This window comes from Planobacterium oryzisoli (assembly GCF_015354315.1).
GTDB lineage: Bacteria > Bacteroidota > Bacteroidia > Flavobacteriales > Weeksellaceae > Planobacterium_A > Planobacterium_A oryzisoli.
In genome coordinates this window covers 82,126-96,921 of the sequence record NZ_JADKYY010000007.1, presented here as the reverse complement: position 1 = coordinate 96,921, position 14,796 = coordinate 82,126, and the positions used below count along the sequence as shown (strand labels likewise).

The 14,796-nt window shown below is 44.5% G+C and carries 13 protein-coding genes; 1 reads left to right on the top strand and 12 read right to left on the bottom strand.

Annotated elements, in window-relative coordinates:
* Positions 1 to 7 precede the first annotated feature (7 nt).
* Genes ftsA through mraZ form a run of 12 tightly spaced genes read right to left on the bottom strand, consistent with a single transcriptional unit; the run spans position 8 to position 13,750 of the window.
* Positions 8 to 1,384 (bottom strand): cell division protein FtsA, encoded by a 1,377-nt coding sequence (gene ftsA / locus IC612_RS06920; RefSeq protein WP_194739498.1) that lies wholly within the window; start codon positions 1,382 to 1,384, stop codon positions 8 to 10.
* Between the two features lie 32 nt (positions 1,385 to 1,416).
* Positions 1,417 to 2,250: a cell division protein FtsQ/DivIB gene (locus IC612_RS06915; protein WP_228512916.1), complete on the bottom strand. Its 834-nt coding sequence runs from the start codon at positions 2,248 to 2,250 to the stop codon at positions 1,417 to 1,419.
* The gene (gene murC / locus IC612_RS06910) at positions 2,247 to 3,617 is read right to left on the bottom strand and encodes a UDP-N-acetylmuramate--L-alanine ligase (protein ID WP_194739450.1); all 1,371 of its coding nucleotides are present in this window, start codon (positions 3,615 to 3,617) and stop codon (positions 2,247 to 2,249) included. The genes IC612_RS06915 and murC overlap by 4 nt, the downstream gene beginning before the upstream one ends.
* Positions 3,604 to 4,710, bottom strand: a complete 1,107-nt coding sequence (gene murG, locus IC612_RS06905; RefSeq protein WP_194739449.1) for an undecaprenyldiphospho-muramoylpentapeptide beta-N-acetylglucosaminyltransferase — start codon at positions 4,708 to 4,710, stop codon at positions 3,604 to 3,606. The genes murC and murG overlap by 14 nt, the downstream gene beginning before the upstream one ends.
* Before the next feature lie 9 nt (positions 4,711 to 4,719).
* Positions 4,720 to 5,958 (bottom strand): FtsW/RodA/SpoVE family cell cycle protein, encoded by a 1,239-nt coding sequence (locus tag IC612_RS06900; protein WP_194739448.1) that lies wholly within the window; start codon positions 5,956 to 5,958, stop codon positions 4,720 to 4,722.
* 9 nt (positions 5,959 to 5,967) lie between these two features.
* Entirely contained in the window at positions 5,968 to 7,296 is a 1,329-nt protein-coding gene (gene murD / locus IC612_RS06895) for a UDP-N-acetylmuramoyl-L-alanine--D-glutamate ligase (protein ID WP_194739447.1), read from the bottom strand.
* Position 7,297: 1 nt separating this feature from the next.
* The gene (mraY, locus tag IC612_RS06890; RefSeq protein WP_194739446.1) at positions 7,298 to 8,539 is read right to left on the bottom strand and encodes a phospho-N-acetylmuramoyl-pentapeptide-transferase; all 1,242 of its coding nucleotides are present in this window, start codon (positions 8,537 to 8,539) and stop codon (positions 7,298 to 7,300) included.
* Positions 8,540 to 8,548: 9 nt separating this feature from the next.
* A complete protein-coding gene (locus IC612_RS06885) occupies positions 8,549 to 10,009 on the bottom strand; it encodes a UDP-N-acetylmuramoyl-L-alanyl-D-glutamate--2,6-diaminopimelate ligase (protein ID WP_194739445.1) in 1,461 nt (486 codons plus the stop codon).
* Between the two features lie 12 nt (positions 10,010 to 10,021).
* On the bottom strand, positions 10,022 to 12,013 hold the full coding sequence (locus IC612_RS06880) for a penicillin-binding transpeptidase domain-containing protein (protein WP_194739444.1): 1,992 nt from the start codon (positions 12,011 to 12,013) through the stop codon (positions 10,022 to 10,024).
* Positions 11,997 to 12,362 (bottom strand): FtsL-like putative cell division protein, encoded by a 366-nt coding sequence (locus tag IC612_RS06875; protein WP_194739443.1) that lies wholly within the window; start codon positions 12,360 to 12,362, stop codon positions 11,997 to 11,999. The genes IC612_RS06880 and IC612_RS06875 overlap by 17 nt, the downstream gene beginning before the upstream one ends.
* An 8-nt stretch (positions 12,363 to 12,370) precedes the next feature.
* On the bottom strand, positions 12,371 to 13,267 hold the full coding sequence (gene rsmH, locus IC612_RS06870; protein ID WP_194739442.1) for a 16S rRNA (cytosine(1402)-N(4))-methyltransferase RsmH: 897 nt from the start codon (positions 13,265 to 13,267) through the stop codon (positions 12,371 to 12,373).
* Positions 13,268 to 13,282: 15 nt separating this feature from the next.
* A complete protein-coding gene (gene mraZ, locus IC612_RS06865) occupies positions 13,283 to 13,750 on the bottom strand; it encodes a division/cell wall cluster transcriptional repressor MraZ (protein ID WP_194739441.1) in 468 nt (155 codons plus the stop codon).
* 251 nt (positions 13,751 to 14,001) lie between these two features.
* On the opposite strand from mraZ, the gene IC612_RS06860 reads away from it, so the two are divergent.
* Complete coding sequence (locus IC612_RS06860; RefSeq protein WP_194739440.1) at positions 14,002 to 14,772, top strand: alpha/beta fold hydrolase; 771 nt, start codon at positions 14,002 to 14,004, stop codon at positions 14,770 to 14,772.
* Positions 14,773 to 14,796 lie beyond the last annotated feature (24 nt).

Here is a 14,796-nt window from a genome sequence, read left to right as displayed (position 1 = left end):
TTTTTTATTATTCAACTTCTTCAAAAAATTTCTTTACACTTTCCATGATCTTCTGCCCTATCGTCAGCTTGCCTGCCTTTTGCTGTTCTACCTGCAGTTCTTGAGTCTCCATAGCTGGAAGATCCGTTGCTTCGGCCCCATCTTGACTAACGGGCTCCGATGGGTGCGAGGACTGAATCCCTTGGGTAGCACGATGCTCGTCCTGCACGCTTCCCTTTTTATCGCGTATTTTTAAGCTTTCCATGAGAAGGCCAATCGAAGTGGCATATTCAGGACCCTTTAAAAGCTGATTTTTATCGTTGGATATATATTCGTTGGCAAATCCCAGCCTGGAGTCAAAACCGGTACTGAAATTGGTTAAATGCCTCATATTCTTAAGATTGGAACCTCCACCTGTCAGTACAATGCCTGCAATAAGTTTTTTCTTCTGTTCAAATGCGCCATAAGCTTTAAGTTCTGTATTGACCATATCGAGAATTTCCTCCACTCTTGCATTAATGATCTTTGCAAGGGTTTTTAAAGAGATTTCCTTATCGGGTCTTCCGTGGAGTCCCGGTATGGTGACAAAGGTCGTATCGCGCTCCAGTTCCGGAACCGCGGATCCGAATTTCATCTTCAGTTGCTCGGCGTGTTTCTCAATGATGGAGCACCCCTCTTTGATATCCTCGGTAATGATTCCCCCTCCATAAGGAATTACGCAGGTATGGCGTATTATATTGTCTTTGAATATGGCGATGTCTGTAGTTCCCCCGCCTATATCTACAATCGCTACCCCTGCTTCCTTCTCTTCTGTGGTCAGTACTGCCTCAGAGGATGCCAGTGGCTCGAGTGTAAGGGCTTCCATTTCCAGTCCGGCCTCCCGCACGCACCGTGCGATGTTTCGGATACTGCCCATCTGACCTACCACTACGTGGAAATTGGCCTCCAGGCGTTTCCCGTGCATCCCTACAGGTTCCTGAATTTCGCCCTGTGAATCCACTTTATATTCTTGAGGAAGCACATGAATTATCTCTTCCCCAGGAAGCATAACCAGCTTTTTAACCTGCTCCTTTAGCATTTCAATGTCGGACTCGGTTATATACTGGTCTGGGTTTTCTCTCATAATATAATCGGAATGCTGAAGCGACCGAATATGTTTGCCCGCTATTCCAACCGTAACCTTTTGAATTTTAACTCCTGCGCTGCGTTCCGCTTCGCTCACGGCGGTCTTAATTGATGTAATGGTTTGGGAAATGTTGTTTACTATGCCCTTGTGCACACCTAAACTCTTGGACTTACCTACTCCCAGTACTTCAATTTTACCGTGCGCAGTACGGCGGCCTACGATGGCAACAATCTTGGTTGTGCCTATATCCAGACCTACTGAATACTCTTGATTTTCCATTGTATTTTCGATTTGATTTGTTCTCATTTATTTTACCTGTTTCGAATTGCCGCACGCTCCAGCGCTCGTAAACGCTCCAGTTCCGGAGCATTGGAAAGATCCTGTTCCTGTTCTTTAATTATCCTGTCGCTCTCCTTGAATGCGGGGTTCAACGTAGTAACTATCTGATTGTCGTAACGCACAGATATTTTCTTATACTTCAGCGGATTCTGATACACCAGGTATTTCTCCACAAACGTTTTAAAGCCTTTCACCTTAAAATCGATATTTTTTAAATTTCCAATCTCTACTTTATAATGTCCCTCACTGGTCAAAAGATGGTAGCTGCCTTCTTCTTTGGAAATTCCAATAAAATAAGTTCTTGAAAATCGATCTTCATTGATCTTCTGTACCAAACGGGCAAGGTCCACATATTCCTTGCGCTCCACATCACCGGTTACCAACATGCATGGATGGGAGTAGGTCTTAGAGAGTGGGAACTCATTTCCTTTAGCGTCCACGTAGAAATCGGAGTTTTTCTTCCTGAGTCTAAATACGGGAATCTTCTGTTTTATATCTACATTGAGGTCCCCATTGAGATTCAGATACACATTACCACTGTCCACACTAGGAAATGAGCGAACCTTCTTTTCTAATGCAGGAATATCTACATCTCCAATTTTACCGGTTGGCGTGGCAGACCTTATGTAGTTTACTACATTCTTCTCATCAATAAAGTATACCTTATTCTCTCCCGGTCTTTCCAGCAGTTTGACGCTTACTTTGCGCACCGGCTTTTCACTGAATCTCTTTAGGGAGAAACTCAGTAAAAATCCAAAGAGGATTACTGTAACTATAATTTTAAGAAAACGCCACTTATTTTTCATTCTGTACTTCTGTTTTCTTGGTCTAGCCACTGATACACCGGATCGTAGAGGGTGTCAATATCCCCTGCTCCTGCCAGGAGAAGGATATCGAATCCGTAGTTCTTAATAGATTCTAGTGCGTGTTCTAATTTCGTTGTATGTTTATTTTCTAGTTCCACTTTCTCAAGCAACCACTCTCCGGTAATCCCTGGATAGTCCTCTTGTATTTCCCGTGCCGGGTAGATATCGAGCAAAAGCAACTGGTCGGCCTGGCCCAGGCTTTTAGCAAAATCTCTCGCAAAGTCACGGGTACGTGAGTAGAGATGTGGCTGAAATACTACCAGGAGTTTTTTTCCTGGATAAAACGTCTTTATCGAGCCTATTACTGCATTTAATTCCGTGGGATGATGTGCATAATCATCCACCAGGATTTTGCCGTTCGAAAACGAATGCATTGTATAGCGCCGACGAATTCCTTTGAAATTTTCCAACGCTTTTTGAAGCTTTTCCATCGGTGCACCCAAGCTTAAAAGAAGGCCTAAAGCAGCTGTCGCATTTTCTACATTATGCGTTCCTGGAATTCTCCAGCGAAACGCTCCATTGCCCCAAGGAGAATGAAGCGAAAAGCTCATCCAGCCTTCATTAATGGAAAGGTTGTCCGAGTACACTTCTGCCTGCTCATTTACCGCATAGTACACCACGTCCCGCTTCATGGGGATACCTTTTCTTACGAATAGCTGCCGAGGATTAGAAACCAACGAAGAAAATTCATAGAAACCTTCTTCAATGGTTTTTGCATCGCCATAGATATCCAGGTGGTCCGCATCTATGGAGGTGAGTATTGCCCAATCCGGCGAAAGATTCAAAAAACTTCGGTCGTATTCGTCCGCTTCAACAACAGAGTACTTGTCTCCTGTAAAGTGAAAGTTGGATTTAAAATTCTCAGAGATTCCACCCAAAAAGCACGAGATAGGAAGTCCTACCTCTGTGGCCAGATGCCCCAGAAGCGTTGATGTGGTGGTTTTCCCATGGGTTCCTGCCACGGCGATGGACTGCGACTGCCGGGTTATCATTCCTAGTACCTTGGCACGCTTAAGCACTGTAAAACCTTGGGCAGAAAAATAATCCAGTATTTTCAGTTTCTTAATAGCCGGGGTATATACTACCAAGGTATCAGCCGGTGCTAGCGCATGGATCTTTTCACTTAGTTCATCCTGATAGGTCAGAGAAATACCTTCCTGTTCTAATGCACGCGTTAATTTGGTTGAAGTACGGTCGTACCCTAATACCTCTCTTCCCGATGCATGAAAGTACCGGGCAAGAGCGCTCATTCCAATTCCGCCTATACCTACGAAATAAAAGGATTTATATGTATTAAGTGTCTCCATTTCCGATGTTCAAATTATCTAATATATCGTCAACAATATCCTTTACTGCAGTGGGACGCGCCAGCATTTTGAGTTTTGACGAAAGCTCAGTGCGCTGCTCGGGGCTTTGAATCAGAGCGCTCAGTTGCAGCCAGAACTTTTCGTCCATTTCATTATCCCGGACCATCACTGCCGCATTCTTGCTGACTAAGCTTAATGCATTGGCCTCCTGATGGTTCTCCGCCGCCAGCGGGTACGGCACCAAAATGCTCGCCTTTCCTACCAGTGCTAATTCTGAAATGGCAATGGCCCCGGCACGCGATACTATTATATCTGCGGCACTGTAGGCCTGATTCATATCGGTAAGGAAATCCGTCAGGAAAATTCCTTCACTTGGAAACTGTTCTCTCTTAGATTGTATTTGGCCGTAGGAAGCTTTCCCGGTCTGCCAAATGAGTTGCGCCTCATAGCGCTTTAGGTTCTCCAGATTCTTTAACCACGCGTTATTTAGTGTCTGGGATCCCAGAGAACCCCCTACCGACAATACCACGAGCTTACCGGGATCCAAACCAAAGGACCGCACCGCTTCATCTCGTTCGTCCAGTCCGCGTCCTACAGTGGATCGAACGGGATTTCCCAAGTACACCGTCTTTTCCGCAGGAAAACCCTTTACGTCCTGGTAGGCGGTATAAATACGTCGGCTTCCTTTGGATAGTAGGCGGTTGGTTAAGCCCGCAAACGCATTCTGCTCCTGAATGAAGTACGGCACCCGTGCCCGGGATGCGGCATAAAGTGCAGGCCCACTGGCATACCCGCCGGTACCCACAACAAAATCTGGATTAAATTCTTTTATTATTTTGTGCGCGGCATTAATGCTTTTTAAAATTTTGAAAGGAAGACGAATGTTTTTCCAAAGTGCGGACCGGTCTAATCCCTGAATATCCAAACCTTTAATAGAATAACCGGCCTGAGGAACTTTCTCCATTTCCATTTTTCCGTTTGCCCCAATGAAAAGAAACTCCGCATCAGCGAAACGGCCTTTTAGCTCATCGGCTATAGCTACTGCCGGAAAGATATGCCCCCCGGTTCCACCACCACTTAAAAGTACTTTCATTCTTTTCACTTAGGCTATATCATTTATCTGTTCAATACTCTGTTTTTTTCCAATACCCTCCTCATCATAGAGCTGTATACGGGAACTTACATTGAGAATAATTCCCAACTGCAAGTAGGTAACAAGCATGGAAGTACCACCGTAACTGATGAGGGGAAGCGGTTGCCCCGTTACAGGAATGAGATTAACCGCTACGGCAATATTGACCGCAATCTGCACAAAAATCATCAAACCGATGGCTATCACCAGCAAGGACCCAAAGAAAGCGGGCATTTTACTGGCTATTATTACAATCCTTATGATCATAATCAGATACAGGGTAATGAGTGCAAAGGCTCCTACGAAGCCGTATTCTTCGATTATAATAGCAAATATAAAGTCCGAGGCGCTTTGGGGAAGCATCTGTTTAAGGGCGCTCTTACCTGGGCCCATGCCTGTAATCCCACCGTGTACGATGGCTGCTTTGGCCTGCATCACCTGATAGTTTTTGGTCTTGAGCTCTTCACTTGATAGACCCGAGGCTTCGTCCTTAGCGTTAAAAAAGACCTCGATTCTGCTTTTCCAGGTATGCACCCTGCTGCCTCCCATCCAGTCCGTGGTAAGGGCAATAGTTACAAACAACACTACCATGATCAGCGCAGAGCTGACAAATCCCGCTATATACTTCCAATTTAGCTGACCTATCACCAGTACGGCGAGCGAGACCAATAGAATCATAAGCGCCGTGGATCCGTTGTCGCGCGCCACCAGTACAAAAACAGCGGCAATGGGTAGGAAAATATATGCGACATTTTCCAGCAGTAACCGATCGCGGTTAATCTTCTTAGTGAGATACCGGCATAAGTGGATGATCAGCATTAAGTAGGCAAAAGAGGAAGGCTGGAATGACAGGGACGTTCCTGGTATTTTCAGCCATCGGGAGGCGCTCGCTCCGTCGATGGTTTGCCCTGTCATCATTGTTAAAATAAGCAGCACCATAGATAAGATAAGCAGCAGTGTGCTTAATTTTCCAATATGTTCGTACCGCACAAATCCAATGCTGCGCATCAGGACCAGCCCGAGCACCACGAAAAACATATGCTTCACTACGTGACCGGTTGTGGTACCGGTATTTACAATATATTCTAAATTAGAGCTTGCAGAATATACCGGAAACACAGAGAATGCCGAGATAAGTATTATAACAATCCATAATACTTTATCTCCCTTTAGTGTCTCCAGACGATTCTCAAGATTAAATCCTGCCATTTTTTCGGATTAATTATTTAAAACAAACTCTTTAAATCTATTTCCACGGTCCTGGTAGTTCTCAAACAGATCAAAACTAGCGCAGCAAGGAGAAAGCAGGACCGTATCCCCCTCAGATGCAATACCTTTGGCAATCGCAACGGCTTCTTCCATGGAGGAAGTATCGTAAATGAATTCTTTCTGACTAGCAAAAAAGTCTATTATTTTGGAGTTGTCCAGACCCAAACATACTATAGCCTTTACTTTTTTGCGTACCAATGCTTCGATTTCACTGTAGTCGTTTCCTTTATCTACCCCTCCCACGATCCATACGGTAGGGCTTCGCATACTTTCTAATGCATAGTAGGCAGCATTGACATTAGTAGCTTTACTGTCGTTTATATACTTCACTCCATTCAGTGTAGCCACTTCCTCGAGGCGGTGTTCCACGCCTTGAAACGTCATTAAGGAAGTGCGGATGCTTTCGTTACTTATATTGAGGATTTTACCTGCAAGCGAGGCGGCTAAGGAATTGGCGATATTGTGGTTACCTACAATGGAAAGTTCCTCCACCGGCATAGAGAATTTTCCGTTGTAATTAATGTAGATATCCTCTCCGCTCATATAGGCCCCTTCCGCTACTTTTGTTTTTAATGAAAAGGGAAGCGTCTTGGCATCGACCTCAATTTTTTCCAGAAGATTAATACTCATCTCATCGTCCCGGTTGTAGATGAAAAAATTGTCGTTTTCCTGGTTTTCCGTAATACGGAACTTAGCTAAAGCATACTCCTCGTAGTTGTAATTGTACTGGTCTAAATGGTCTTTAGATAAATTCAGCAGCAGAGAGATAAAAGGCCGGAAGTTCTGTATATCGTCCAACTGAAAGGAACTTACTTCCAGTACGTAGTACTGGTAATCATAATCGGCAACCTGCCGCGCAAAGCTCATTCCTATATTACCACCCAAACCCACGTGGAGTCCGTCCTGCTTTAAGAGGTGGTAGATTAAAGAGGTGGTAGTAGTTTTACCGTTGCTTCCTGTAATGGCAATTATTTTGGCTTGCGTAAACTCGGCCGCAAATTCAATTTCTGAGGAGAGCCTGATTCCTTTTTGCTGTATTTTATAGACTATATCTGCCTTTTTTGGAATTCCAGGACTCTTTACCACCCAGTCTGCATTGAGAACCAATTCTTCGCTATGCCCCTGCTCTTCAAAAGGTATTTCGTGCTTCTCAAGAAGCTCGCGGTACTTTTCCCTTATGGGACCGTTATCCGATAAGAACACTTCCATGCCTTTGGTCTTAGCCAGGTAGGCTGCACCAAAACCACTTTCTCCTCCTCCCAGTACAACAACTCTCATTCTATCTTGTTTTCAGCGTAATTAAACAAACAATTGCCAGCATAACCCCAATGATGATCATACGGTTGACAATCTTACTTTCGTGGTATCCACTTTTTTGGTAATGATGGTGCAGCGGGGACATCTTGAACAGACGGTTCATCTGCGCATATTCTAGTCCAAAGCGTTTCTTACGGTATTTAAATACCGCCACCTGAAGCATAACCGAGAGGTTTTCTATCACAAAGATCCCGCAGAGAACCGGAATCAAAAGTTCTTTGCGAAGAATAATTGCCAGCACCGCAATTACGCCTCCCAGCATCAGACTGCCGGTATCGCCCATAAACACCTGAGCCGGATAGGTATTGTACCAAAAAAATCCTATTACCGCTCCCACCATTGCTACGGCAAAAATGGTAGTCTCCCCCATATTGGGTAAGAACATTATATTCAGATAGTCGGAAAAGATCATATTACCCGAAACATAGGCAAAAAACGCCAGGGTCAGTAAGATTACTGCGCTGGTCCCCGCCGCCAGCCCGTCGATGCCATCGGTAATATTCGCTCCGTTGGAAACGGCCGTTACTATGAAAATAACTATAGGAATAAATACGATCCAAGCCCACTTTTCCGCGTCGCTTTCCTCCATCCAGAACAGCACCCCGCTGTAGTCAAATTCGTTGTTCTTAACAAAAGGTACAGTAGAGACTGTAGACTTTTCCGTCTCCATAAAGTTCTTTTCCACATTGTTTCGGTTCAATACCTGCGCATCGGCGTATTTTCTTTTAACAACCACATCGGAGTGAAAAAACATGGTAATCCCTACAATCAGACCAAGTCCCACTTGCCCTATGACTTTAAATTTTCCACTAAGACCGTCCTTATTCTTTTTCATCTTCTTGAGATAGTCGTCAAGGAATCCTATTGCGCCCATCCACACCACGGAAATAATCAGAAGAAGGATATATACATTGAGGACTTGGGTAAAAAGAAGTACAGGAATTAGAGTGGCCAGTATGATAATGAGCCCTCCCATCGTAGGAGTACCCTCTTTTTGTTTTTGTCCTTCAAGCCCAAGGTCCCGCACAAGCTCACCCATTTGCTTTCGCCGTAGGTAGTTGATTATTTTTTTTCCGTATAGGAGCGCTATTGCCAGCGACATTAATACGGAGATGGCTGCACGGAACGAAATATACCTGAGAAGATTAAGCCCAGGAATATGGATGTCTTGTGAAACTAGATATTCGTATAGATAATAAAGCATTCTGTCTAATTATTTACCCATTATGTACAATAATTCCATGATCTTCTTACGGTCGTCAAACTCCAGACGCTCAGAGCCAATTTCCTGATACGTTTCGTGTCCTTTTCCTGCCACCAGTACTATGTCTTTTGGTTCAGCGAATTTTATTGCCATTTTAATAGCCTGTTCACGGTCCGATATTTCCGTGTATTTGTTGAAATCGCTAGGGAGCACTCCACTGGCGATATCTTTAATAATTGCGCTGGGATCTTCTGTCCTTGGGTTGTCCGAAGTAAGGATCGATAACGTTGCTTTCTGCGTGGCAATTCTTCCCATTTCCGGCCGCTTGGCCTTATCCCGGTCGCCTCCACAGCCAAATACACAAATAAGGCGTTCGTTTTTGGTGCGGATGGCATTTATAGTATCCAAAACATTGGCTAGGGCATCGGGGGTATGCGCATAGTCAATTATGAAGTAGATTCCTGAATCGGATTTAAAGGTTTCAAACCGGCCCTTTACTCTTTCTAAAGTGGAAAGCACGGAAAGAATTTCTTGTTTTTCAAACCCCAGTTCACTTGCTACGGCAAATACCAGAAGAAGATTCGATACATTAAAATCACCGGATAGTCCCGTCCAGAAATCCGTTCCATTAAACCTCAGGTGCATGCCTTCAAATCCAGTCTCAATAAGGCGTCCCTGGTACGAAGCCACACTCTTGGTTGCATACCCCACTTTTTTTGCTGCCGTATTTTGAAGCATCACGTTTCCATTGCGGTCGTCCAGGTTCGTTACAGCTATGCTCTGTGGGCCCAAAGAATCAAAAAAGGCTTTTTTTGCTTTTAGATACTTAGCAAATGTTTCGTGGTAATCCAGATGGTCGTGCGAAATGTTGGTAAAAGCGCCTAGCTTAAAGGTAAGTCCGCTAATACGCTGCTGTACGATGCCGTGCGAGCTTACTTCCATAAACGCATATTCACAACCTTCCGACAGTCCTTTGGCCAGAATTTTATTTATCGTTACTACATCCGGAGTGGTGTGCGTGGCAGGTTCTTTTTCGCTGCCGATGCGATTTTCTACTGTAGAGAGCAGGATGCATTTCTTACCCAGTTTTGTAAAGGTATCGTGCAGAAGTGTAGCTACGGATGTCTTGCCATTGGTTCCTGTCACACCTACCAAGGTGAGCTTTGTGCTTGGGTGCCCATAAAATGCGGAGGCTAGCAGGCCTAAGGTCTTGTGAGCGTCTTCTACCACCAGATAGCATACTTGCTCCAGCAGGCTTTGAGGTAATTGCTCGCAAACTACTGCGGTAGCTCCTTTGCTTATTGCAGCATCAATATAGTTGTGCCCGTCGCTGAGGGTACCGCTTAGTGCTACATACAAAGAACCAAAACTAACTTTGCGGCTGTCAAATTCCAACGCCGAAATCTCTTGTGAAGTGCTGCCGACTGTCTCCTTTAAAGGTGTATTTCTAAGTAATTTATTTAGTTCCATCACTTTGCACATTTAATTTTGTAGGCGTAAGTAAATCCGCTGATTTCTATTTATAACGGTACCTGCCAGTGGAAACTGTTCCATTACGCGACCTACTCCCTTGAACTCTACCCGGTATCCGGCATTTTCTAATTGTGGAATTATATTCTTGCCTACCATGCCTGTAACAATAGGCATCACGTTTCCGGCAATGGAGAGTTTCCTGTCTTTTAAAGCCATTTTGCTCAAGTCCACTTTTTTGTCTACAAGCATTTCCTTTTCAATGTTCTGTGGGGTCTTTAGAAACGTTTTGCCGGCGATTTCTTTAAATACCGGAGCGGCCACGACGGATCCGTAGTAGCTCTTAGAATTGTCCGGCTGATTGACCATCACAATGCATGTGTATTTGGGGTTGTCCGCAGGGTAAAATCCTGCAAACGACGCCTGATACTTGGTCGGTCCCGGCTTCCAGTATTCAAACCGCGCCGTTCCTGTTTTTCCGGCCATTTTAAGGTTGGGCGTGAAGATACTCCGGGCAGTGCCCTTTTCCACTGCCTTGGTCAGCGCCGCTGTCATCATTCTAATGGCATCGTCGGAGGCCATCCGGGCAACCATCACTTCCGGTTTTGCTGTAAATATTTGGGTTCCGTCCTTGACAATCTTCTCGATAAACAAAGGTTTGACCATCTTTCCCTTATTGGCAATACCATTGTAAAAGGTAGTTAGCTGTAATAAATTAAAGCGTGAAGCATATCCAAACGATAGGGAAGCAAGGGCTCCTTTGCTCCAGCGTTCACTCTTAGGTGTCTGAATATACGGTTTGGTGATTCCCGGTAATTCGATGTCCATTTTGTCAAACATCTTCCATCTTCTCAGATGATCCAGAAATACTTCCGGTTTCTCTCCATAGTATTTGGTTATAAGCTTGGCGGATCCCACATTACTGGATTTTGCCAGCACATCACTGATATCGTAAACCCCGCTTCCGTGCCCGTCAGAAATGGGTTGACCTGCATAGACCCACCTACCGTTGCCTATATCCACTGTGGTACTGTCGTTAATGAAGCCATCGTCCATTGCGGCAAGGAGTGATACCGTTTTGAACGTGGATCCTGGTTCGGTGGCGTCTTTGAGCGCATAATTGTATGCATCCACGTAGACGCCCGGTTCTGTGCGCCTTAAATTTACCATAGCGCGTACTTTCCCGGTTTCCACTTCCATGACCAGTACACTGCCATGGTGCGCATCAAATTCTATCAGCTGCTTTTCCAGGGCAGAGCTTGCAATATCCTGAATTCGTAAGTCGATGGTGGTATAGACATCCTGACCGTCAATGGGTTCCTTTACTTTCCAGAAGTCTATCGGTTTCCATTGTGAAGAATTAATGCGCTGCTCCAGACGCGTTCCGTCGGTGCCGCGTAAATATTTGCTGAATGCACCTTCGAGTCCCGATTGGTATTGGCCGTTGTCCATTCCGATGGTTCCTGCCCCAATTTCGGTAGTGGCAAGTTCCCGCTTATAATTTCTGTCCACTATAAAACCGCCTCGGTTTTTTCCTTTCTTGAAAAGCGGAAATTTGCGGATTCTGTCGTACTGATCGAAATCCAGTCCCCGAACCAAATTATAGTACTGATTGCCTTTGGCTCTCTGGGCGTCGAATTTCTGCCGAAAGTAGGTTCTGGGCTTGCCAAACATCATACTGAGGGAATCGGTCAGCGGCCCAATGTTGTTTGCGTAGGCCGTGTCCCTAATCACCTTAAAATCAATAAAGATATCGTAACGCATGACCGTGGTGGCAAGGATCGAACCGTCCGATGCGTATAGGTTTCCCCGGGCTGCTTTCAGAGTGGCTTCCCTATAGTTTTTACTTATGTAATCTTGCCGTATTTCCTCCACATTGGTGTTTTGGAGTACCAGTATCCTTGCCAGAAAAACGACGAAAACAATAAAAGCAGTCAGCGCAAAGAGATATCCCCAGCGCAGTGCATACTTTCGTTTGGTTTCAAATTCATTTGGCTTCCGCATTCGTACTTTCTAACTTTATTAACAATTTGTGGGGATGGCTTTCCAGCGGCAGCAAAGAATCCTTAATCATTTCTTTGCTTAGTTCCGATTCCATCTTAACTTTTATCAAGCGGCTTTGCGCATAAGCGTTGCGCGATTTATATTCTTCGGCCTCTTCTTTTAAGGCGTTCACTGTTTCTATTTTCTGGTTCACCAAATGGTTACTGTATATCATGATGAGCATCAATACGAACAGGAGAAGAAAATATTTGTAGTGCGCCTTTAACTCCTCACGGTTCAGGAAATTTCCCTTCACAATATCAATGAAGGTTAGTTTCTGTTTGAATTTGCCCGAATTTTTTCTAACCATGTCCTCTGCTATACTTTGATTCCGGTTCTGAGTTTTGCACTTCTGGCTCTGGAGTTTACTTCCACTTCCTCCGGTGAGGGCACAAATGCTTTGCTACGGAGCAACTCAAAGGACTTTTTATAATTTCCGTAAATATCTCTTTCGGGCTGCCCCTCAAACATCCCGTTCTTTATAAAACGCTTTACCAGCCTGTCCTCCAGGGAATGGTACGAAATCACTACCAGGCGCCCCTCGCTCTTAAGAACTCGGTACGACTGCTGCAGCATTTCTTTAAGTGCTTCGAGCTCTTGATTCACTTCAATGCGCAGGGCCTGAAAAACTTGGGCGAAAAACTTATTTTGCTTGTGTGCGGGAATAAAGGCAAACAAATCCTTTAAATCCTGTGTTGATTCTATGGCCTTCTCCTTACGGGCATGGACAATGATGCGCGCCAGTTTGCGTGCGTCCCGAAGCTCTCCGTAATGGAAAAACAAATTAGCAAGATGCTCTTCTTCGTAGGTGTTTACGATGGTTTTTGCATCCAAGCTCTGCAGTGCATTCATCCGCATATCCAACGGTCCTGTCGATCGGGTGGAAAACCCTCTTGAAGAAGCGTCAAACTGGTGGGAGGAAACCCCTAAATCGGCAAGGATACCATCGACTTGGGATACCCCATACATCATCAGAGCATTCTCAAGATGCCGAAAGTTTTGATTTACTAGAGTGAACCGGGCGTCTTCAATAGTATTTTCCAGGGCATCCACGTCCTGATCAAAGGCAAACAAACGTCCTTTGTCGGAAAGTCTTTTAAGAATTTCCCGGGAATGCCCACCGCCACCAAAGGTACAGTCCACGTAGATACCCTCTGGGTTAACCACCAGATCGTCTACACTTTGATGCAGTAAAACCGGAACATGATACTCCATAACTGAGTTTGGATATTATAAAGATAAATCGGAAGGCAGATCTCCCATTACGTCCTGCGCCAATTGAGCAAAGTCGGCCTGTGAAACCGAAATAACTTCCTCGTAGGCCTGCTTGTCCCAGATTTCAAACAGCTCTCCAGCACTGGTAACCACCACCTCTTTGGTGAGGGAGGCAAACTGAGCTAAGTCTCTTGAAATCTGTATTCTACCGGCGTTGTCCACCTGTACAGTCTTCACCCCGGCGGTAAACATTCTGATAAAGTCTGCATTCTTCTTAACAAACCGATTCAATCCGTTAATTTTGTGCATCATTTTATCCCAATGTTTCATTGGATATACCTCCAGACAGGGCTGGAACACAGAGCGCTTGACCACAAAGCCGTCTTCCCCAAATTCTTCCATTTGCTTAGCTAAGGAAGAGGGAACTTTCAGACGTGCTTTATCGTCAATTTTACATTCGTATGTCCCAATAAAATTCTTCATTTGGGACAAATTTATATAAATAATTCCAAAAGCTCCCACTTTTTCCCACTTTTTGACTTAATGTGAATAACTTTTGGAATACCGTACTAACTACTTGAAAATGTATTTTTTAGACTGTAGAGCGATTCGTGTAAATTATCAGTGCTCGGTTTACACTTTAAATCATTTTTTTTATTACTTTTAAAGTATCTCGGGCAATTTTAATAAATACGTATCGAAATTTGTATTTTTGCTCTGCGCTAAAACAAACTATGTTATTTAAAGCTAAAAAAGATAAAAAATTCAACTATATAGCTGAAGGGGAAGGACAACCTATTGTTCTGCTCCAAGGTTTAATGGGAGGTCTTAGTAATTTTACTTCTTTGATAGCCTTTTTTTCTAAAAAGGGTTACAAGGTATATTTTCCCGAACTACCCATCTACGACCTTCCGGTTCTTAATACGAATCTTAGCAGCATTGCAAAGTACGTCGCCCGCTTTATTGAAGAAGTGGTGGGGGAACCTGCTACCGTTGTAGGAAACTCCATGGGCGGACATATTGGGCTCATACTTACTCTGTCGCGTCCTGATTTGGTAAAAAACTTAGTGCTGACCGGTAGTTCCGGCCTATATGAAAGGTCTTTCGGGGATAGTTTTCCAAGGAAAAGCGATCGGGAGTATATTAAGAAAAAAGCCCAGGAAGTTTTTTACGATCCCGCAGTAGCTTCCGAGGAACTGGTGGATGAGGTCTTTGCCATTGTAAATGACCGCGGTAAAGGAATAAAGACGGTCATGCTTGCGCGCAGTGCAATCAAGCACAATATGGAGAAAGAGCTGCACAAAATAATGGCGCCGGTTTGTATCATTTGGGGGAAGCAGGATAATGTAACGCCCCCTGAGGTGGCGGTGGATATGGATAAGCTCATTCCAAACTCCACACTTTTTTGGATGGATGAGTGCGGGCATGCTGCCATGATGGAAAAACCCGACGAGTTCAATGAAATTTTATTTAATTGGCTTTCTTCCGATAAGTCTGCCAAATAACTATAAGTGGAAGTCGTAGCTTCC